This is a genomic window from Shinella oryzae (assembly GCF_023038235.1).
In the GTDB taxonomy this organism is placed as follows: Bacteria; Pseudomonadota; Alphaproteobacteria; order Rhizobiales; family Rhizobiaceae; genus Shinella; species Shinella sumterensis.
In genome coordinates, this window is record NZ_CP081987.1 from 2,168,731 (window position 1) to 2,190,091 (window position 21,361).

Genomic DNA, 21,361 nt, shown 5'->3' on the forward strand with positions numbered 1-21,361 from the left:
GCTAGAGACGTCGGGCTTCCTCGAAGTGGGCTGAGACGGCGAAAGAGGGCGGTACGTCGAGCGTGCCGCCCTCGATCTCGTTCAGCACCTGGCGCGCGAGGCGGTGCGCGATGCCGAAACTGACCTTGAAGCCGCCAGCCATGAGGCTGATGCGGGCGTGATCGGGATGGCGCCCGACCATCGGTTCGCGGCCGATCGCCTTGGGCCGCAGCCCCGCCCAGCGCTCCACGACGGGCGCATCGGCAAGGACCAGCGCCGTCAGGCGCGCCCTGTCGATCAGGGCATCGAGCAGGCCGTCGGTTCCGTGCGGATCGGTAAAGTCGTTCTCGCTGGTGCTGCCCACGGCGACGAGGCCATCGTCATGCGGCACGATATAGAGACCATCGGCGAATATCACCGGCCATGCCGGATCGACCGATGCCTTGAGTAACGCCGCCTGCCCCTTGACGGCACTGCCGAGCGGACGCGCGACCGGGGGAGAAAAGGATTCGAGCAGGTCGAACACCTCGACACCGGCCGCCAGCACACAATGGTCGAAGGAGAGATGCGTACCATCGTCGAACCGCGCCGTTCCCGCATGGGGATCGAGACCGGAGACCCCGACACCTTCACGGATCGTGACATTCGCCAGTTGCCCAAGCGCAGCCCTCAGGGCGGCAAGAAGCGCGCGGGGCGAGAGACGGGCTGCAAGATGGTCGTGCACGACGCCATGCGCCATGGCCTCGGAGGCCGGCCAGCCGGCCGCGGGCGTGCGATCCAGAATCTCGAAGGCGAAGGCGCGATCCGGCGTCCTCCAATGGGACAGCGCCTCGCCGGCCGTGCGCAGGGCGAGATCGCGGTTGTGCGGCTTGGGCAGCGGAATGAGGCGGCCGGAGCGGCGGTAGCCGGCCGAGAGCCCTGTTTCAGCCTCCAGCGCGGCGATCTCGGCCTCCAACGAGACGAGCGCGTCGAACTGAAAAGCCTTCTTGGCGTTCCAACGATCCGGCAGATGCGCCATCAGCGCGCCGAGCACGCCGCCGCTGACACCGGCGCCGATCCGGCGCTTCTCTACGAGCGTAACCGAGCGGCCGCTGCGCGCGGCATGGAGCGCCGTCCACAGGCCCATGACCCCGCCGCCGACGACAAGCAGGTCCACGCCCGGTTGACCAGCGGCCTTACCGCGATTATCGGCATGCGCCATGGCTGATCACGATCCTGAAAACACGGCTGATACGACGGCCCTCGATTGGCACGAGGGCGATATGCCCTATTCCCGTGCCTTTGACGATCACTTTTATTGCCGCAGCGATGGCCGCCTGGAATGCGGCCATGTCTTCCTTGATGGCAACGACCTGCCGCGCCGCTGGCAGCGCGACGGGACCTTCCGCATCGGCGAACTCGGCTTCGGCACCGGCCTCAACCTATGCGAAACCTGGCGGCAATGGCGCGAAAGCGCGCCAGAAGGCGCAAGCCTTCACTTCACCTCCTTCGAGCTCTTCCCGATGGCCCACGCCGACATCGACCGCGCGCTCGCGCATTGGTCGGAAATCGACCGCGAACGCACCCTGCTCACCGAAAAATGGCCCGATGCGCCGACCGGACGCGTGGAGATCGCGCTTGAACCCGGCGTCCGCCTCACCGTCGTCTGCGGCGCGGCACTCGACAGCCTGAACGGCGGAAAAGAGCCCTTCGACGCGTGGTATCTCGACGGCTTCGCGCCGTCCCGCAACCCGGACATGTGGTCGCCGGAGCTGATGCAGGCGGTTTTCCGGCTCACCGCACCGGGCGGGCGTTTTGCGACCTATGCCGCGGCCGGCTTCGTGCGGCGCAATCTCGCCGCAGCCGGCTTCACCGTCGAGCGGCGGCCCGGCTTTGCCGGCAAGCGCGAGATGCTGTGCGGCGAAAAACCCGTTTCCTGACGCTCAGTGCGGCCTGCCGTTTGCCGCGGCGGCCTTGCTGCGCTTCAGCCAGCGGTCGAGCTGTTCTTCCAGTTTCTCGGTGCTGATCGGCTTGGCGAGATAGTCGTCCATGCCGGCGGCAAGGCATTCCTCGCGGTCGCCGTGCAGCACATGCGCCGTGACGGCGATGATGGGAACGCGGTTGCCGGTGCCCCGCTCCAGCGCGCGGATCGCGCGGCTCGCCTCCAGCCCGTTCATCAACGGCATGGAAATGTCCATGAGGATGACGCCGGGTCGGCTTTCACGGAAGATCGCGACCGCCTCCTCGCCATTGCCCACGATGCGGAAACGCAGCCCCGCCGCGGTCAGCATCTGCGTGAAAAGGATCTGGTTGACCTCGTTGTCTTCAGCCACAAGGACATCGAGCGTCTCGCCCTCGGACTGTGCTGCGGGTGTCGCAGAGGCGGGGCGCAGCGGCAGGATATTGTTTTCCACCGCCGGCGGGGTGCTGCCCCGGTTTTTGGCGCCGCGTGCCGCACGCAGCACCTCCGATACGGTCTCGTGGAGCTGGTCCGCGCGCACCGGTTTCATGAGATGCGCCTGCACATCCTGCCCGGCGAGCATGTCGTCTTCCGACGACAGGTTCATCGAGGTCAGCACGATCAACGAAATGGCCGCCGTGCCGGGATGGTTGCGAAGGGCCGCAACGAAGGCAGGGGAATGATCCGGCCGGTAATCCAGAATGACGGCATCGACCCGCACGCCGGCATCCTCGGCCGCCGCCAGCACCGCAAGCGCCTCGTCTTCCGAGGCGACCGCCGTGGCGTCGAACCCCCAGTCGAGCAGCATATCGTGAGACGCCTTGCGTGACAGCGCATGCGCATCGACCACGACGATCCTTGCGGTTTTCACCCGGGCCGGCACGATGCGGTCCGGCACCGGTGCAACGGCAAGCGCCATCGGCAGGCGCACGGTGAAGACCGAGCCCGTGCCGATCTCGCTCTTTGCCTCCAGCGTGCCGCCGAAAAGGCGCGTCAGCCCGTCCGTAATGGCGAGGCCGAGACCCGTTCCCTCGTGGCGCCGGGTCGAGGAACTGTCGACCTGCGAGAACTTCTCGAAGATCGATTCCATCTTCTCTGTGGGAATGCCGGCGCCGGTATCCTCGACACGGATGACGATCTCCACGCCCGTTTCCGTCGGGCGCGAGGCGAGGTCGATGAGGACGTGGCCCCGCTCGGTGAACTTCACCGCATTGCCGACGAGGTTCGTGATGATCTGGCGAAAGCGCCCGGCATCGCCGCTGACGGCGGCGGGCATGTTGGCCGCGCCGCGCACCACGAGCTCGATATCCTTTTCCGCCGCGCGCGCCGACAGCAGCGTCGCAACATCCTCCACGGCCTCGACCGGGTTGAACACCACATCGCGCAGCGTCATCTGACCGGCATCGATCTTCGAGAAATCGAGAATATCGTTGATGATCGTCAAGAGCGCATTGCCCGACTTGACCATGATGTCGATGAAGGTCTTCTGGCGCGTATCGAGCTGCGATTTGGCGAGCAGTTCGGCCATGCCGAGCACGCCGTTCATGGGCGTGCGGATTTCATGGCTCATATTGGCCAGGAACTCGGATTTGGCGCGGTCGGCCATCTCGGCATGCGAGACGAGCCGGCGCAACTCGTCCTCGCGGCTCTTGATGTCCGTGATGTCGGAAAAGACGATGACCGAGCGGCCGCGTCCCGTCGGCGTCACATCCAGGCGCAGCCAGCGCTTGTGCCCGCTGAAGACGGTGAGCGTGGCCGGCTTTCCGGTGAAGAGGATGCGCCCGAACGCGCTGGTCTCGACCGGCTCGTCGCCCACGAAACCCGCGATCTCGCGGTCGACGCAGCTTTGCACCAGATCCTCAAGCCGCGCGCCGGGCTGCAGCAGGTGCGGCGGCATCGCGATCATCGACGCCAGCGCCTCGTTGGACAGGACGACCGTCCCGTCTTCGACGATGAGCAGGCCCTGGCTCATCGAGGAAACCGCGTCCTTCATGAGGCTGCCGACCTCTTCCAGCGCGCTGCGGGTTTGAAGAACCTCGCGCTCGTGTTCACGCCGGTCCGTGATGTCGATAAAGGTCAGCAGGCAGCGGTCGCCCGAAATCGTGCAGCCGGCCTCGATCAGCGTGCGGCCGTTCGCATAGGCAACCTCGCGTGCCGATCGGGTGCCGGACCGAATGGAACACAGCGCCTGCTCGTGACTTTCGAGGCTCGAGCCACAGCCGCCCTCGCTTTCTCCGCCCTGCTCGCGCAGGAACCGCATCAGCTGCCCCAGCGGACGCCCCTTCATGGGCGGCAAGGCGCCATCCCACAAGGACTGGAAGGCGCCGTTGACGAGCTCGATGACGCCGATGCCATCTACCACAACGATGCCGACCGGCAGCGATTCCACGACGCTTTCGAGATCCGCGCGGGCGGCTTCGGCCTGCCGCTGTGCCTCGATCAGCTGCGCCTCGCGCTTCATCAACACGGTCGTGTCGGTGATCGAGCCGATCAGGTAACGCTTCTCGTCCAGCGTCGTGACGCGGTAGAGCCGCGAAATCGTGGGCAAGGCGGAGCCGTCCGCAAGCAGATACTCGATCTCGCTCTCGACGAGTTCACCGGTGTCGAGCACGAACTGGTTCTGCTCGTGAAACGCCTCGCCCTGTTCGGGATACATCTCACGCGTGGTTCGTCCGAGCAGTTCTTCCGGCTGCCGGCCGGTCAGCTCGATGAAGGCGCGATTGGCGAAGATCATGCGCTGCTCTTCGTCGCGCATGAAGCTGGCGACGGGAAGCTCGTCGAGCAACGCGCGGTAGAGGCTGATCTCCTGCAATTGCTGCGTCAGGCGATGTTCGCTGTCGCGCACGGCGGTCGCGTCTATCCGCAGGACCACAAGCGCGCCGTCCGGCCGGCGCTGCGTGACGATGCGCATCCACCCCTCGCCGACCCGAACGATGGTCTCGAAGAGCGGCAGATCGTAACTGGCAAGGCGCGCTGCGATCCAGGCCGCGCGCTCGGCCTGCGGCCTTTCCCCGACCTCAAGGTCATGAAGGGCGGCGGCAACGGCGGCAAGATCGACCGATCCATCCGCCGCGTCGCCGAGAAGCCCCTTGTAGAATTCCCGCATCACGCGGTTTGCATAGGTCAGACGATTGTCCGAACCGAAGACGGCGACGCCCGCGCCCAGCGTTTCGAGCGCATCCACGATCCCCTCCCGGCTGTCGGGGCTTGCAGGAAGCGTTCCGTTGCCGTTTGCCGGAGGAGGCGCGGCGGTGGCGGCCGACGGCGTGAACAGGCCGACGAGGATGGAGAGCGCCGGCGAAAGGCGCTCACGACGAAGCGCGATGTCGAAACTGCCGCCGCCGTAGGGATGGATGAAACGGGCCTGTTCGGGATTGCCGAAGACGAGACAGCGACGTTCCGGGTCGTCCCGGTCGCCGAGACCCGGGGCCTCGCCGATCTCGTCGCTGCGCTGGCCGATCATCGTCGCAGCATCCAGGCCGAAGAGGTCCGCATAGGCCGCGTTGACCGAAAGATAGCGCAGTTCGCTGCTCTTGACATAGGCCGGATGCGGATGGGCGCGGACCCGTGCGCAGGCCGCTTCCAGCAACTCGTCTTGCGTTTCGGCCATGCCAGTACTCCCCGAAGCGGCACGGAAGGAAGGTTTCACACAGCTCGGGGAGTATCACCAATCCTTGAACGGATGGTTAACACTTCGTTGCCACGACTTGAGGGACTCTTATCCATCAGGGCGCTTGCCTGTCGCAAATGGCTGCGCATGCCGCCGGCAGATATGCGAAAAGGCGTGAATGGCAGAACAGACCGGGGTCGCGCCGCATGGGTGACGTCATCAAGCTCGAAAACCATCTCGACCATCAAGCGGCCGACGCGCCGCTGGAGCGCCGTCGCCGCACCGGCGGACGCAGCGCCGAGAGGGTGCGAAGACCGCCGGCCACCGCGAAATATCTCAACCTCATCAACACGACGGCCCCGTCGGCCGTGCTTTCGGCAGACGCGCTCGAGGCCGTGCATCAGGCCTCGCTCACCATCCTTGAAGAGATCGGCATGGATATCATCCTGCCGGAAGCCCGCGAGCGCATGAAGGCGGCCGGCGCCGACGTCACGCCCGGCACCGACCGGGTGCGCTTCGACCGCGGCCTCATCATGGACATGATCGCCTCCGTGCCGTCGGGCTTCACGATGCATGCGCGAAATCCCGATCGCAATGTCGAGATCGGCGGGAACAATCTCGTCTTCGCGCAGGTCGCGTCCGCACCCTTCGTGGCGGACCGCGAGGGTGGCCGCCGCGCCGGCAACCAGGAAGATTTCCGCAAGCTGGTGAAGCTCGCCCAGTCCTACGATGTCATCCACACGACGGGCGGCTATCCCGTCGAGCCGGTCGACATCCACGCTTCGGTGCGCCACCTCGATTGCCTGTCCGACCTCGTGAAGCTCACCGACAAGGTGTTCCACGTCTATTCGCTCGGCAAGCAGCGCAATCTCGACGGCATCGAGATCGCCCGTATCGGCCGCGGTATCTCGATGGAGCAGATGGAGCGCGAGCCTTCGCTCTTCACCATCATCAACACCTCCTCGCCGCTACGCCTCGACGGGCCGATGCTGCAAGGCATCATCGAGATGTCGTCGCGCAACCAGGTCGTGGTGGTCACGCCCTTCACGCTTGCGGGCGCCATGGCGCCGGTCACCGTCGCCGGCGCGGTGGTGCAGCAGAATGCCGAAGCGCTCGCCGGCATCGCCTTCACGCAGATGGTGCGGCGCGGCGCGCCGGTCATGTATGGCGGCTTCACCTCGAATGTCGACATGAAGACGGGCGCACCGGCCTTCGGCACGCCGGAATACATGAAGGCGGTGATTGCCGGCGGCCAGCTCGCCCGCAAGTACAACATCCCCTACCGCACCTCCAACACCAATGCGTCCAACACGCTCGATGCGCAATCGGCCTATGAGTCCGCCTTCTCGCTGTGGGCGCTGACCCAGGGCGGCGGCAATTTCATCATGCATGCGGCCGGCTGGACCGAGGGCGGCCTGACGGCGTCCTTCGAGAAGTTCATCCTCGACGTGGATATGCTGCAGATGGTGGCCGAGTTCCTGACGCCGCTCGATGTGAGCGCGGATGCGCTGGGTGTGGACGCGGTGCGCGATGTCGGCCCGGGCGGGCATTTCTTCGGCACGCCGCATACATTGGCGCGCTACGAAACCGCGTTCTATTCACCGATCCTGTCGGACTGGCGCAATTTCGAGACCTGGACGGAAGCCGGCCGGCCGACCACCTACGATCACGCCAACCGGGTCTTCAAGGAAAAGCTCAACGCCTATGAGCGGCCGCCGCTCGACCCTGCGATCGAGGACGAACTGGACGCGTTCGTCGCAAGGCGCAAGGAAGAGGGCGGCGTTCCCACGGACTTCTAAACCGGGATCACGCGTTGAACATGATCGAGCGGACGGAGGAGATCAGCTTCTCCGTTGGCAGGTTCGAGAAGTTCTTGTCGATCTCGGCCATGGTCAGCGTGCGGGACTTGTCGGAAAGCTTGCTACGGAGATCGCCGAGCGTCTGCGGGGCGGCGCAGACGACCAGACGGTCGAAGGCGCCTTCGGCAGCGTAATCATCGATACGGCCGGCCACCTCGGCGGTGAATTTCTGCTGTTCGTCACGCACCGGATCACTGGAATATTCCATGGCGGAGCGGCCGGGGCCGACCGAAGAATGGCTGCGGCCGGGCTTGTCGGCCATGATGTCCTGCACCCGCTTCGGCTCCCAGCGGAAGACTTCCTGCTCAGGGCTCTGCTGTTCGTCCTTCAGCAGGTTCACGCCCTTGAGGAGGCGGGCCTGATTGCCGTCGGCGGCGAGAATCCAAGTCGTAGCGGTCATATTTCACTCCCGTAGCAAGGTTCATCAGTGCAGATCGTCTGCACCGAGAAGCATCCCACATGATTGTGGCCAGATACGTATCATCCAACGCAAGGCGCCCTTTCCGGTTCCGGGTGGCGGTACGCACGAAGCTGTTGGAAAGCCGTGCGGCCCCCTATCACCGTGGCGCAGACGCCCGGTAAACTCGCCCACCGACAGGAGAAGACCGATGGCCGAACCGCTGAAGAACCTGCTGCATCCCGGGCTCGTGAAGGAGATGGCCACGCATATCTCCCGCGCGGCGCCCGATTTCGACGGCGGCCGGTTCACGGAGCTGGCGACCGCCGGCATGGATGCGCTCGAGCTGATGCAGCGGGCCGACCGGATCCGTCAGGCGCTGGCGCAAACCCTTCCCGCCGATTATCCCGCTGCCGCCGGCATCCTGCACCGCGCCCTGCCGGCGGAAGGCCGGCCCGGTCTCTCCGGCTGGGCGCTGTTGCCGGTCAACCAGTTCGTGTCCGAATACGGCCTCGCGCATTTCGATCTGTCGCTCGCACTCCTGAAAGCGCTGACGCCGCATTTCACCGCCGAGTTCGGCATTCGCCGCTTCATCCACGCCGATGAGGACCGGGCGCTTGCCGAAATCTCCGGCTGGGTGACGGATCCCAATCACCATGTCCGCCGGCTCGCCAGCGAGGGCACCCGGCCCCGCCTGCCCTGGGCCATGCGCCTGCCCGGTCTCGTCAGGAACCCTCATCCGATCCTGCCCATCCTGGTTGCCCTTCTCGACGACCCCGAGGACTATGTGCGCCGCTCCGTCGCCAACAGCCTGAACGACATCGCAAAGGACCATCCTGCCCTCGTCGCTGATTTCGTGGAGCGCCATATCGAGGGCGCTTCCCCAGAGCGTCGGCAACTGCTGCGCCACGCCTCGCGCACCCTGCTCAAAAAGGGCGATGCCAAGGCGCTCGCCAATTTCGGCTTTGCCGCCGCCAGGGGCATAGAGGCAACACTGGCGGTCGCTACGCCCGTCGTCGTCTTCGGCGACAAGCTGGGCTTCTCGATAGACGTCACCAACGGCGACACGACCCCGCAGCGGCTGATGATCGACTATGCCATCCACCATGTGAAGGCGAACGGCACGTTGGCGCCGAAGGTCTTCAAATGGAAGCAGCTCGACCTGCCTGCCGGTGCGCGCCAGACCATCACCAAGGACCACGCCATCCGGGCGATCACCACGCGCGTCTACTATCCCGGAACGCACCGCATCGAGGTGCTGATCAATGGCACCATATCCGCGTCGGCCGACTTCGATCTGCGCATGGAATGAAGGTTCGGCTTTCGCAGCTGCGAAATCAGGACTTGACTTTTTGCCGTAAAACAACGACATGAGGCCCAGCGTCGCCCTTCGGCCGCCGCGTGAGCGAGCCTGCGATTTCCCGCTTTAGGGATGCTAAGAAGGACAAGCGCAAGAGAACGATCCGACTGCCGTTTTTCGGATGACTGCGCAGACGACTGCCAACCAACCCACAAGTTCCCAATTCACGCGGGGTTCTTGACGCCGAACGAAACCGGAAACGCATGGTGCGTTCCGGCCTGAAGCAGTTCCAGCAAAAGTGTGACGCGGTTTTGCGTCCGGAACTGCACGGGAAAGTCGTTTGGCGCCCCGAAAGGTATTTGACTTGACCACTTTTCACGACCTCGGCCTCTCGAAGACCATCGTCGCTACCCTCTCCGCTCTCGGCTTCGAAAAAGCGACGCCGATCCAGGAAAAGGCCATTCCGCTCGTCCTCGAAGGCTCCGACCTGATCGGCCTTGCCCAGACCGGCACCGGCAAGACGGCCGCCTTCGGCCTGCCGATGATCGAGAAGCTGCTGGCCGACGCCCGCCGTCCCGACCCGCGCAACATCCGCGCCCTCATCCTCGCCCCGACCCGCGAACTGGTGAACCAGATCGCCGACAACCTGCGCGACTTCGTGAAGAAGACGCCGCTGCGTGTCGTCACCGTCGTCGGCGGCGCCTCCATCAACAAGCAGTCGGAAATGCTGTCCCGCGGCACGGACATTCTCGTTGCCACGCCCGGCCGCCTGCTCGACCTCGTCGCCCGCAAGTCGGTGACGCTGACGCAGGCCCGCTACCTCGTGCTCGACGAGGCCGACCAGATGCTGGACCTCGGCTTCATCCACGACCTGCGCAAGATTTCCAAGATGGTGCCGAAGAACCGCCAGACGCTGCTCTTCTCGGCCACCATGCCGAAACTGATCGGCGAACTGGCCGGCGAATATCTCGTCAACCCGAAGAAGGTCGAAGTAACCCCTCCGGGCAAGGCCGCCGACAAGGTGGAACAGTATGTCCACCACGTTCCGGGCAAGGACCAGAAGGCGCAGATCCTGCGCAAGACGCTCACCGACAATCCGGATGGCCTGTCGCTCGTCTTCTCGCGCACCAAGCATGGCGCCGAGAAGCTGATGAAGCATCTCGACCATATTGGCTTCAAGGCCGCGTCCATCCACGGCAACAAGAGCCAGGGCCAGCGCGAGCGCGCGCTCAAGGCCTTCCGTGACGGCGAGATCCGCGTCCTCGTGGCGACCGACGTCGCCGCCCGCGGCATCGACATTCCCGGCGTCACGCATGTCTACAACTACGACCTGCCGGAAGTGCCGGACGCCTATGTCCACCGCATCGGCCGCACGGCCCGCAACGGCCGCGACGGCATCGCGATCGCCTTCTGCACGCCCGACGAAGCGCACCTGCTGCGCGACATCGAGAAGCTGATGGGCATCCAGATCACCGTCGCCAGCGGCGAAGCGCCTGCTGTCATCACCGCCGGCCCCGGCGGCAAGTCGCGCAAGGGTCGCGGCAACGGCGGCGGCCGCGCCGGCCAGCGCCCGGCCCGCAAGCCCTTCGGCGATGGCGCGCAGGCAGCGGAAGGTGCAGCCCCTTCGGGCGCCAAGCGTCCACAGCACGGTCGCCCCGCCCAGAAGCAGGGCGAACGCCAGAACCGCAACCATGGCGGCGGCAACGGCCAGGGCCGTCCGCAGCGTCAGGGCAAGCCGCGCCGGCCGGAAGGCCAGCGCCGCGAACAGGCCTGAGCCAAAGACAGATCAATGCAGACGGCGGGCCTTGGCCCGCCGTTTTCGTCTGTGCAAGGCGACTCTTCATCGCTGCGAAAGCGTTAAGCCGTCTTTGCCAATTTTAAATGTATATTAATGCAGTTTTAACGACACACGGCCAGTTGCCCGGCCGTCCGTTGGCTTTCGGGCCGGCGGCAGGCAAGCTTGCGCTTCGTTTCATGCGTGAGTTTTGCCCGAATGATATCCTTCATCGTGAGGCTGAGGAGCCGCGCTCATTTCACCATCCGGGCCAAGGCGAACCGCGGCGTGCTGCTTTCACGGCCCGACCCGCGCCGGCGCATCGCCTTGCTCATCGCCGGCTTCGTCATGCTTTACGCAGGCGTCGGCGCGCGCCTCGTGCAATACGGCCTGACGGACACGCTGACGGCGGGCGCCATCAACGTCAACCGGCACACCGTCGCGTCCCGCCCCGATATCCTCGATCGCCACGGGCAGCTTCTGGCGACGGATATCAACACGGTCTCGCTCTATGCCGAGCCGCGCAAGGTCATCGATGCCGACGAGGTCGTCGAGAAGCTTGCCACCGTCATGCCCGACCTCGACTGGAGCGAAACGCACCGCAGGCTCAAATCGAAGTCGGCCTTCCAATGGCTGCGCCGCCAGCTGACGCCGCGCCAGCAGGCCGACATTCTCGCGCTCGGCATCCCCGGCATCGGCTTTCGGCCGGAAAAACGGCGCTTCTACCCCGGCGGGCCAACCGCAGCCCATGTCGTGGGCCACGTCAACATCGACAATCTCGGGCTGGCCGGCATGGAGCGCTATATCGACCAGCAGGGTTATGCCGATCTGAGAGCCGCCGGCCTGACCAACGACACGCGCATGGAGCCCGTGCGGCTATCCATCGACCTGCGTGTCCAGCACATCGTCCGCGATGTAGTCCAGAACGCGATGACCAAGTACGAGGCGGAAGCCGCCGGCGCCGTCATCGTCGATGCCGAGACCGGCGAGGTGCTCGCCATGGCCTCCGTGCCCGATTACGATCCAAACCAGCCCTCGCGCACGCTGGCCGACGGCAGCATCGACCGGGACTACGAAAAGGGCTGGTTCAACCGGGTCAGCAACGCGACCTTCGAAATGGGTTCGACCTTCAAGGGTTTCACGCTCGCCATGGGGCTCGACGCGGGACATATCACGCTGTCCTCCGTGGTCGATGCCTCCCGCCCGATCCGCATGGGCGGCTTCACCATCCGGGATTTCAGGGGCAAAAACCGGCCTCTCACCATCCCGGAGGTGTTTCAGTATTCCTCCAATATCGGCACGGCCGCCGTCGCCGACCGGGTCGGCATCGACGGGCATCGCGAATTCCTGACCCGGCTCGGCCTCCTGTCGAAGATGGAAACCGAGATGCCGGGTGTCGCGACACCCACCCAGCCGCGGACATGGAAGAAGATCAATTCGGTCACCATCTCCTTCGGCCACGGCGTCGCCACAACACCGCTTCAGACGGCCGTCGCGGCGGCGGCGCTTATCAATGGCGGAAATCTCATCAACCCGACCTTCCTTCCCCGGTCGAAAGATGCGGCCGCCGAGATCGCCCGCGCGGTTGTGAAGGACAAGACCAGCGACGACATGCGCTTCCTCTACCGCTGGAACGGCGTGAACGGCTCCGGCCGCTCTGCACAGGTCGAGGGCTTCGACGTTGGCGGCAAGACCGGCACGGCCGACAAGGTGATCAACGGGCGATACGCCAAGGATATCAACTTCAACGCCTTCATTGCAGGTTTCCCGATGGCGAAGCCGCGCTACGTCGTGCTGACCTTCGTCGACGCGCCGAAGACCGGCGAGAACGGAGGGCGCACCGCGGCCTCGACCGCAGCGCCCATCACCAAGGACATCATCGCGCGCTCGGCCGCCCTGCTCGGCGTACACCCCACGTTCGGAACGACGGACAATCCACTGGAGCTTGTGGACTACTGAGAGGACCGTGCGGCCGGCGTCCCGTCACGCAGCCTGAGCGACGTCCTTGCGGTTGGTAAGATAGACGCCGACGACCACGATGGTCGTGCCGAGGATCATCGGGACGGTCAGTTCCTCGCCGAAGACCGCGGCCGCCTGGAGGGCTGCGAGCGGTGGCACCAGATAGATCAACGATGCTGCGCGCGAGACCTGTCCGCGGCGCAGGAGATAGAGCAGCAGCAGGATCGCGCCCATCGAAATGCCCAGAACGGACCAGGCGACCAGCGCGACGAAGGCAAAGCCAAAATCGATATGCTGCGTCTCGAGCGCCAACGCGAAGGGCACGGTCACGATCAGCGCGCCGATATATTGCAGCGTGGCGATCGCCCTGATGTCGCCCGTGCGCAGATATTGCTTCTGGTAGATCGTTCCATAGGTCACGGCCGCCATGCCGAGCATGTTGATGACGATGGCGAAGGCCGGGATCTCGGACGCGCCATGACCGAAGAACTTCGGTACGACGGCAAGCAGCACGCCGGAAAAGCCGAGACAGAGGCCCGCCTTCTGCGCCGTACTCAGCCGCTCGCCGATGAAGAACGGTGCGGCGAGCGCGGTTATCAGCGGCTGCAGCGCGGCGATGATGGAGGAAAGTGCTGCCGGAACCCCCTGCCCGATCGCCCACCACAGCGCACCGAGATAAAAACCGTGCAGGAACGCGCCGGAGATGACGGCGTGGGCAATGGTGCGCCCGTCCCGCGGCCAGGACACGCCCGATGCCAGGCACAGGCCGGCAAACAGCACGGCCGCGACGAGGTAGCGGACGCCGAGGAAGGTCAGCGGCTCGGAGACGATGGTCGCATATTTCGCGACCACCCAGCCGGTCGACCAGAGCAGAATGAAGATGGCAGGCGCCAGGCGGTCGAGCGACATGGATGTACCGGCAGGAGAACAATCGTGCGCGAGCGATAAGGCCCGCCCGCGTGCCGGTCAAAGGAATTTCCCTGAAGCTTAGGTTCAGCAAAAAATGTGGCCGATCAGCCCTGCGGCAACTGCCGTTTTTTTGAGCAACCACTCCACCCGGCCCCGCCGCCGCGCAGGCAAGCCGGCCTCGTTTGCGATCGCGAAGGGCCGAGCAGGACGGTTTCGCCGGCGCGCCAACCCTCACGCGAATTCTTCATCGCTAATTGAGCATGGTTCTTGCATTGCCTCTTGTGTTGTACTCAAATGGGAAAAAAGGGGAACACGCCTTTGGCATTTGACGAAATGATGAATGCGGCTTCGAACCCGCGCCAGCCTTACGAACACTATCATGAATGGTACGAGGGGCAGGATCGGGCCCGCCTGATCGCCAAATCGAAGGAAGCCGAAAACCTCTTTCGAAAGACAGGCATTACCTTCGCGGTCTACGGGCACGAAGACAGCTCGGAAAAGCTCATCCCCTTCGACATCATTCCCCGCATCATTTCCGGCCGCGAATGGCGCAAGCTCGCCCAGGGCATCGAACAGCGGGTCATCGCCCTCAACGCCTTTCTCGACGACATCTACCACAAGCAGGAAATCATCAAGGCCGGCCGCATCCCCCGTGAGCTGATCGAGCGCAACGAGGCCTTCCTGCCGCAGATGATCGGCTTCAAGCCGCCGGGCGGCGTCTACACCCATATCGTCGGCACCGACATCGTGCGCACGGGCGAAGACCAGTTCTACGTGCTGGAAGACAATGCCCGCACCCCTTCCGGCGTCAGCTACATGCTGGAAAACCGGGAAACCATGATGCAGATGTTCCCGGAGCTGTTCCACATCAACAAGGTGCGGCCCGTCGAGGACTATCCCAAACTCCTGCGCCAGAGCCTTGCCTCGCTCGCCCCTCCCGGCTGTTCGGGCAAGCCGCGCGTGGCGGTGCTGACGCCCGGCATCTTCAACTCCGCCTATTACGAGCACGCCTTCCTCGCCGACATGATGGGCGTGGAGCTGGTGGAGGGTTCGGACCTGCGCGTCGTCGACGGCAAGGTGAAGATGCGCACGACGCGCGGCTACGAAGCCATCGACGTGCTGTACCGCCGCGTCGACGACGATTTCCTCGATCCCTTGACCTTCCGGCCGGATTCCGCCCTCGGCATTCCCGGCATCATGGACGTCTACCGCGCCGGCAACATCACCATCGCCAACGCGCCCGGCACCGGCATTTCGGACGACAAGGCGATCTATTCCTACATGCCCGAGATCGTCGAGTTCTATACGGGCCGCAAGGCCATGCTGGAGAACGTGCCGACCTGGCGCTGCTCGGAAGAGGACAGCCTGAAATACGTGCTGGAACATCTGAGCGAACTCGTCGTGAAGGAGGTGCACGGCTCCGGCGGCTACGGCATGCTGGTCGGCCCCACCGCCTCGAAGAAGGAATGCGCGGCCTTCGCCGAAAAGCTGAAGGCCCGGCCCTCCAACTATATCGCGCAGCCGACGCTGTCGCTTTCCACCGTTCCCATCATGGTCAACAAGGGCATCGCGCCGCGGCACGTCGACCTTCGACCCTATGTGCTCGTGTCCGACAAGGTGCAGATCATTCCCGGCGGGCTGACCCGCGTGGCGCTGAAAGAAGGCTCGCTGGTGGTCAACTCCAGCCAGGGCGGCGGCACGAAGGACACCTGGGTACTGGAGGACTGAGCCGATGCTGGGACGCACTGCAAACGGCCTATACTGGATGTTCCGCTATATCGAGCGGGCTGAGAACATTGCCCGCCTCATCGACGCGGGCCTGCGCATGGCGCTCACGCGCTCCGGCTCCTCCGACGAGGACTGGGACGGCGTGCTGCAAAGCGCCGGCGTGCGAGAAGATTTCGACGCCGTGCACGCCACGCTGACAAGCGCGGATGCGATCGACTTCCTGCTGCGCGACCGCGCCAATCCCTCGAGCGTGATGTCGTGCATCGATTCGGCGCGCAACAATGCCCGCATGGTGCGCACCGCGCTGACCCGGGAGACCTGGGAAGCGACCAACGAGTGCTGGATCGAGCTCAAGCAGCTCCTGTCCAGGCGCGCGAAGCCGGCCGACATGCCCGAGATCATCGACGTGATCAAACGCCGGACCGGCCTCATCCGCGGCGCGTTCCACGGCACCATGCTGCGCGACGACATCTACAACTTCTCGCGCATCGGCACCTTCATCGAGCGGGCGGACAACACCGCGCGTATCCTCGACGTCAAGTACTACGTGCTGCTGCCGGCCATCGCCAAGGTCGGTTCATCGCTCGACAACAAGCAATGGGAATCCATCCTGCGCTCTGTCTCGGCGCACCGCTCCTACAGCTGGGTCTATGACGGCGACTACTCGCCGGCCAATATCGCGGATTTCCTGATCCTCAACGACCGCATGCCGCGCTCGCTGGCCTATAGCTACGACAAGATCGTCACCAATCTCGGCTACCTCGCCAAGCTCTACGGCGAGAACCATGCCGCCCATGACACGGCGTCGTCGACCATGATGCTGCTGCGCAGCCGCGCCATGGAAGACATCATGGAACAGGGCCTGCACGAATTCATCGAGGAATTCATCGTGCACAACAACCGCCTCGGGGAAGAGATCTCCGAAGGCTACCGTTTCTATCGCTAGTGGCTGGACGAGGACAAAGGATGCGACTGAAGATCAGCCACACGACCGAGTATCATTACGCCGACCCCGTGCAATATTCGCTGCAAAGGCTGCGGCTGACGCCCAGGAACCATCCGGGCCAGACGGTGCGGGACTGGAAGACCACCGTGCATGGCGCCCATCTGGAGGCAGGCTACACCGACCACTTCGGCAACCATGTCGATCTCGTGAGCACCGAGGCCGAGCAGGTGACGATCCGCATCGTCGCCGAAGGCGAGGTGGAGACAGAAGACCGGGCCGGCGTCTTCGGCCCGCATCAGGGCTTCGTGCCGCTCTGGCTCTACCTGCGCGAGACGCCGCTCACCAAGCCCGGCAAGCTGGTCCGTGAGCTGGCCAAGTCGTCTGCCGGCGACAGCGAGCTTTCGCGCATGCACGACCTGATGGCGAAGCTGCACGCGGCGGTGGCCTACCGGCCGGGTGAGACCGCACCGGACACGACGGCCGAACAGGCGCTGGAGAAGAAGCAGGGCGTCTGCCAGGACCACGCCCATATCTTCCTCTCCGCTGCACGCTACCTCGGCCTGCCGGCGCGCTATGTCTCAGGCTACCTCCTCATGGACGAGCCGGCGCAGACGGCGAGCCACGCCTGGGCGGAGGTGCATCTGCAGGGCCTCGGCTGGGTGGGGTTCGATGCGGCGAACAAGATCTGCCCGGACGACCGCTATGTGCGCCTGTCGACGGGCCTCGACTACAAGGACGCCGCACCCGTTTCCGGCATGGTGGTGGGCCATGCCGCGGAGACGATGAACGTCGCGATCCGCGTGGAGACGGCCGGCCAGAGCCAGTCGCAAAGCCAGAGTTGAGGCGTGGCGGCCCCAAACGGCCGCCACGCCATTCATATCAGCGGGATGCCGTTTCCAGCAGACGACAGAGCGACACGAGGCTCGCATCGTAACCGCTGCTGTTGACGCTGCGGCAGCGCTTGATGAGCTGCATGCGTTCGCCGCGCGACATCTGCGAGAACTGCCGCACGACGTCGCGGTCCCGGCCGCTCGACACGCCGCCACCCGGATTGCCAGGGTTCACGCCCGTGCCCGGGTTGGTACCCGTGCCGCCGCCGATGCCGACATCGACATTCGCATCGACCAATCCGCGCCCGCCGACATTGGCGCCGACATTGGCACGCAGGCCGTTCGAACCGCCGACGTTCGCATTCACGCCGGCATTCACGCCGTTACGGCCGCCGATCGATGCGGTCGTGCGGGAATCCGCCAGTCCGCGCGAGCCGCCGACCGTTGTGTTCGAGCGTGCATTGATACCGTTGGAGCCGCCGACGCTGGCATTGACACCAACGTTTGCAAGCCCTCCGCTACCGCCAACCTTCGCACCGACACCGGCATTCAGACCGCCGACGCTGACGCCGACGCCAACGCCCAGTCCGCCGCTACGGCTTTTCTGCTGGGCGAGTGCATGAACCGGAACGGCGAGAACCGCCGCGGCCAGCAATACACCCGTTATTCTGGGGATCGATACGCCTTGTGATCTTTCAAACATGGGGAACCTCCCTTCAGCGACCGGGCCGGAATTGGACCGGTATCGTAAGTTGAAAGAAGATCCCGGCTCGCCGGTTCCGTGCGGCTGTATAAAAAATTGACGAGGGGAAAAAAATTGTTGCCAGCGGGCCGAGGCGTCACCCGAACTGTATCGAAATGACACAAAACGGGCGCGGTTCACAGAACCGCGCCCGCAAACGTTTTAGTGGCTGTCCTTGCCCACCGCGCTGCCGCGGCAGCCCTTGAGGAAATCGAGGTCAGCACCGGTATCGGCACCCTGCACGTGCTGCTGGTGCAGCCAGGCATAACCCGACGTCGGCAGCTCGTGGTTCGGCGTCCACTCCGCAAGGCGGCGCGCCAGCTCTTCATCGGAAATGTCGAGATGCAGGCGGCGGTTCGGCACGTCGAGCTCGATCATGTCGCCGTTCCTGACCACTGCCAGCGGACCGCCGACGGCGGCTTCCGGCGAGGTGTGCAGGACGACGGTGCCATAGGCGGTGCCGGACATGCGGGCGTCCGAGATGCGCACCATGTCGGTGATGCCCTTCTTCAGAACTTTCGGCGGAAGGCCCATATTGCCGACCTCGGCCATGCCCGGGTAGCCCTTGGGGCCGCAGTTCTTCATGACCATGACGCAGGTCTCGTCGATATCGAGATTGTCGTCGTTGATCTTGGCCTTGTAGTCGTCGATATCCTCGAACACTACGGCGCGGCCGCGATGCGTCAAAAGGTGCGGCGAGGCTGCCGAAGGCTTCAGCACGGCCCCCTTGGGCGCGAGATTGCCGCGCACGACGACGATGCCGCCCGACTGCGTCAGCGCCTTTTCGGCAGGCAGGATGACGTCCTCGTTCCAGTTGACGACGTCCTTCACCTCGTCCCAGACGGTCTCGCCGGAGACGGTGATCGCGTCCTTATGCAGGAGGCCCGCTTCGCCGAGGCGCTTCAGCACGACCGGCAGGCCGCCGGCATAGAAGAACTCCTCCATCAGGTACTTGCCCGACGGCATGAGGTTGACGATCGTCGGCACGTCGCGGCCGCAGCGGTCCCAATCGTCCAGCGTCAGATCGATTCCGACGCGGCCGGCCATGGCGAGCAGGTGGATGACGGCATTGGTCGAGCCGCCGATCGCCGCATTGGTGCGGATGGCGTTCTCGAAGGCCTGCTTGGTCATGATGTCGGAGGGTTTCAGGTCGTCCTTGACCATCTGCACGATGCGCCGGCCGGTGAGCTGCGCCATGACCTTGCGGCGGCTGTCGACACCGGGAATGGCGGCGTTGCCCGACAGCGCCATGCCGAGCGCCTCGGCCATGGAGGCCATGGTGGAGGCCGTGCCCATCGTGTTGCAGGTGCCCGACGAGCGGCTCATCGAAGCCTCGGCCTCGAGGAACTCCTCCTGCGTCATCTCGCCGGCCTTCACCATCTCGGAGAACTTCCACAGATGCGTGCCGGAGCCGACGCGCTCGCCGCGGAAGTAACCGTTCAGCATCGGGCCGCCGGTGACGACGATCGAGGGCAGGTCGACGGAGGCGGCCGCCATGATCAGCGACGGCGTGGTCTTGTCGCAGCCGACCATGAGGACGCAGCCGTCCATCGGCTGGCCGCGAATGGTTTCCTCGATGGCAAGCGCCGCGAGGTTGCGGTACATCATCGCCGTGGGGCGGAAGGTATTTTCCGAGGCCGAGAAGACGGGCACTTCCATCGGGAAGCCGCCGGCCTCCCAGATGCCGGCCTTCACCTTTTCGGCAAGCTCGCGCAGGTGGCCGTTGCACGGCGTCATGTCCGACCACGTGTTGAGGATGCCGATCACCGGGCGCCCGTCGAACAGGTCGTGCGGATAACCCTGGTTCTTCATCCAGCCACGATGGTAGATCACGTCACGGCTGGTGCCGCCGTACCATTCCTGCGACCGCAGCCTGCGCGGCCATTCCGCTTTCTTCGTCATCTTTCCAGTCCTCGAAGGGACCGCCCGGAAGCCCGAACGGCCTTTGTCTCACGCCAGGGTGTAGGCGGTCTTGACGGTTGTGTAGAATTCGTTGGCGTACTTGCCCTGCTCGCGCGAGCCGAAGGACGATCCCTTGCGGCCGCCGAAAGGCACATGGAAATCGACGCCCGCCGTCGGCAGGTTGACCATCACCATGCCGGCCTCGGCATTGCGCTTGAAATGCGTGGCGTGCTTGAGGCTGGTCGTCGCGATGCCCGAGGAGAGACCGAACGGCGTGTCGTTGGCAATCGCCAGCGCCTCCTCGTAATCCTTGACGCGGATGACGGCGGCGACCGGGCCGAAGATTTCTTCGCGCGAGATGCGCATGTCGTTCGTCGCCTCGGTGAAGAGCGCCGGCGCCAGGTAGAAACCGGGCGTGTCACGCTTCAGCAGCTCGCCGCCGAAGGCAAGCTTTGCGCCTTCCTTTTGGCCGATCTCGATATAGTCGGTGTCCTGCTTGAGTTGCGTTTCGTCCACGACCGGGCCGATATGCGTGCCGGCCTTTAGCGCATCGTCCACGACGACGCTCTTCAGCCGCTCGCCCACGGCCGCGACGAAGCGGTCGTGGATGCCTTCCGTCACAATGACGCGCGAGGACGCCGTGCAGCGCTGGCCGGTCGAGAAGAAGGCCGAATTGACGGCGGCTTCGACGGCGACGCCGAGGTCCGCATCGTCAAGCACGACGAAGGGGTTCTTGCCGCCCATTTCGAGCTGGTACTTGCGGTTATGCTCGACGGAGGCGACGGCAACGCGCTTGCCCGTTCCGGTGGAGCCGGTGAAGGTGATGGCGTTGACATCGGGGCTGTCGAGCATGGTTTGGCCGACGACCGAGCCCTTGCCCATGACGAGGTTCAGCACACCCTTCGGCAGGCCGGCGCGCACCAGGATATCGACGATGGCCCAGGAGCAACCCGGCACCAGTTCGGCCGGCTTGAAGACGACCGTGTTGCCATAGCAGAGTGCGGGCGCGATCTTCCAGGCGGGAATGGCGATGGGGAAATTCCAGGGCGTTATGATGCCGACGACGCCGACCGGCTCGCGGGTGATCTCGACACCGATATTCGGACGCACCGACGGCAGCACCTCGCCGGCCAGGCGCAGACATTCACCGGCGAAGAAATCGAAGATCTGGCCGGCGCGCACCGTTTCACCGATACCTTCCGCCAGCGTCTTGCCCTCCTCGCGCGACAGGAGACGGCCAAGCTCCTCCTTTCGGGCAAGGATCTCGTCGGCGGCCTTGCGCAGGATGGCGTGGCGCTCGAGAATGCCCGAGCGCGACCAGGCAGGAAACGCCGCCTTGGCCGCCGCGATAGCCGCCTTGGTATCCTCGACGGACGCGCGGGCATAGGTGCCGACGACATCGCCGGTGTTCGACGGGTTGATATTCTCGACGCCGTCCGCGCCGACCCATTCGCCGGCAATCAGGTTCTGGTGGATCGTCATGGTAT

At 64.8% G+C, this 21,361-nt stretch carries 15 protein-coding genes; 8 read left to right on the forward strand and 7 right to left on the reverse strand.

Annotation, left to right across the window (positions count from 1 at the left end; genetic code table 11):
* Position 1: 1 nt before the first annotated feature.
* Positions 2-1,180, reverse strand: a complete 1,179-nt coding sequence (locus K6301_RS10680; RefSeq protein ID WP_247216785.1) for an NAD(P)/FAD-dependent oxidoreductase — start codon at positions 1,178-1,180, stop codon at positions 2-4.
* Between K6301_RS10680 and mnmC2 the strand changes: the two genes are divergently transcribed.
* Positions 1,179-1,898, forward strand: a complete 720-nt coding sequence (gene mnmC2 / locus K6301_RS10685; protein ID WP_247216786.1) for a tRNA (5-methylaminomethyl-2-thiouridine)(34)-methyltransferase MnmC2 — start codon at positions 1,179-1,181, stop codon at positions 1,896-1,898. The genes K6301_RS10680 and mnmC2 overlap by 2 nt on opposite strands.
* 3 nt (positions 1,899-1,901) lie before the next feature.
* On the opposite strand, the gene K6301_RS10690 is transcribed toward mnmC2, so the two are convergent.
* The gene (locus tag K6301_RS10690; RefSeq protein ID WP_247216788.1) at positions 1,902-5,528 is read right to left on the reverse strand and encodes a PAS domain-containing hybrid sensor histidine kinase/response regulator; all 3,627 of its coding nucleotides are present in this window, start codon (positions 5,526-5,528) and stop codon (positions 1,902-1,904) included.
* Between the two features lie 206 nt (positions 5,529-5,734).
* Here K6301_RS10690 and K6301_RS10695 point away from each other — a divergent pair, with 206 nt between their 5' ends.
* Positions 5,735-7,327: a trimethylamine methyltransferase family protein gene (locus tag K6301_RS10695; RefSeq protein ID WP_247216790.1), complete on the forward strand. Its 1,593-nt coding sequence runs from the start codon at positions 5,735-5,737 to the stop codon at positions 7,325-7,327.
* A 7-nt stretch (positions 7,328-7,334) separates the two neighbouring features.
* Here K6301_RS10695 and K6301_RS10700 read toward each other — a convergent pair whose 3' ends face one another.
* Positions 7,335-7,787, reverse strand: a complete 453-nt coding sequence (locus K6301_RS10700) for a host attachment protein (RefSeq protein WP_247216792.1) — start codon at positions 7,785-7,787, stop codon at positions 7,335-7,337.
* A gap of 208 nt (positions 7,788-7,995) precedes the next feature.
* Here K6301_RS10700 and K6301_RS10705 point away from each other — a divergent pair, with 208 nt between their 5' ends.
* From K6301_RS10705 to K6301_RS10715, 3 genes are all read left to right on the forward strand, one after another.
* Positions 7,996-9,096, forward strand: coding sequence for a DNA alkylation repair protein (locus K6301_RS10705; protein ID WP_247216795.1), 1,101 nt, complete (start codon positions 7,996-7,998; stop codon positions 9,094-9,096).
* Positions 9,097-9,448: 352 nt separating this feature from the next.
* The gene (locus K6301_RS10710) at positions 9,449-10,858 is read left to right on the forward strand and encodes a DEAD/DEAH box helicase (protein WP_247216796.1); all 1,410 of its coding nucleotides are present in this window, start codon (positions 9,449-9,451) and stop codon (positions 10,856-10,858) included.
* Positions 10,859-11,077: 219 nt separating this feature from the next.
* Positions 11,078-12,817 carry a peptidoglycan D,D-transpeptidase FtsI family protein gene (locus tag K6301_RS10715; RefSeq protein ID WP_247216798.1) on the forward strand — a complete coding sequence of 580 codons (1,740 nt, stop codon included), beginning with the start codon at positions 11,078-11,080 and terminating at the stop codon, positions 12,815-12,817.
* A gap of 24 nt (positions 12,818-12,841) precedes the next feature.
* On the opposite strand, the gene K6301_RS10720 is transcribed toward K6301_RS10715, so the two are convergent.
* Positions 12,842-13,726 carry a DMT family transporter gene (locus tag K6301_RS10720; RefSeq protein ID WP_247216799.1) on the reverse strand — a complete coding sequence of 295 codons (885 nt, stop codon included), beginning with the start codon at positions 13,724-13,726 and terminating at the stop codon, positions 12,842-12,844.
* Positions 13,727-14,059: 333 nt separating this feature from the next.
* Between K6301_RS10720 and K6301_RS10725 the strand changes: the two genes are divergently transcribed.
* The 3 genes from K6301_RS10725 to K6301_RS10735 are packed head-to-tail and all read left to right on the forward strand — an operon-like array spanning position 14,060 to position 17,242.
* Positions 14,060-15,454 (forward strand): circularly permuted type 2 ATP-grasp protein, encoded by a 1,395-nt coding sequence (locus K6301_RS10725; protein WP_202402138.1) that lies wholly within the window; start codon positions 14,060-14,062, stop codon positions 15,452-15,454.
* Between the two features lie 4 nt (positions 15,455-15,458).
* Positions 15,459-16,400 (forward strand): alpha-E domain-containing protein, encoded by a 942-nt coding sequence (locus K6301_RS10730; protein WP_134646842.1) that lies wholly within the window; start codon positions 15,459-15,461, stop codon positions 16,398-16,400.
* A 20-nt stretch (positions 16,401-16,420) separates the two neighbouring features.
* Positions 16,421-17,242 (forward strand): transglutaminase family protein, encoded by an 822-nt coding sequence (locus tag K6301_RS10735; protein ID WP_247216802.1) that lies wholly within the window; start codon positions 16,421-16,423, stop codon positions 17,240-17,242.
* A gap of 37 nt (positions 17,243-17,279) precedes the next feature.
* On the opposite strand, the gene K6301_RS10740 is transcribed toward K6301_RS10735, so the two are convergent.
* The 3 genes from K6301_RS10740 to K6301_RS10750 all read right to left on the reverse strand — a co-directional run bounded on the left by K6301_RS10740 (position 17,280) and on the right by K6301_RS10750 (position 21,356).
* Positions 17,280-17,933 (reverse strand): hypothetical protein, encoded by a 654-nt coding sequence (locus tag K6301_RS10740; RefSeq protein WP_247216803.1) that lies wholly within the window; start codon positions 17,931-17,933, stop codon positions 17,280-17,282.
* 201 nt (positions 17,934-18,134) lie between these two features.
* A complete protein-coding gene (gene araD / locus K6301_RS10745) occupies positions 18,135-19,874 on the reverse strand; it encodes an L-arabinonate dehydratase (protein WP_160869838.1) in 1,740 nt (579 codons plus the stop codon).
* A 48-nt stretch (positions 19,875-19,922) separates the two neighbouring features.
* Entirely contained in the window at positions 19,923-21,356 is a 1,434-nt protein-coding gene (locus K6301_RS10750) for an aldehyde dehydrogenase family protein (protein ID WP_247216806.1), read from the reverse strand.
* Between the last annotated feature and the right edge of the window lie 5 nt (positions 21,357-21,361).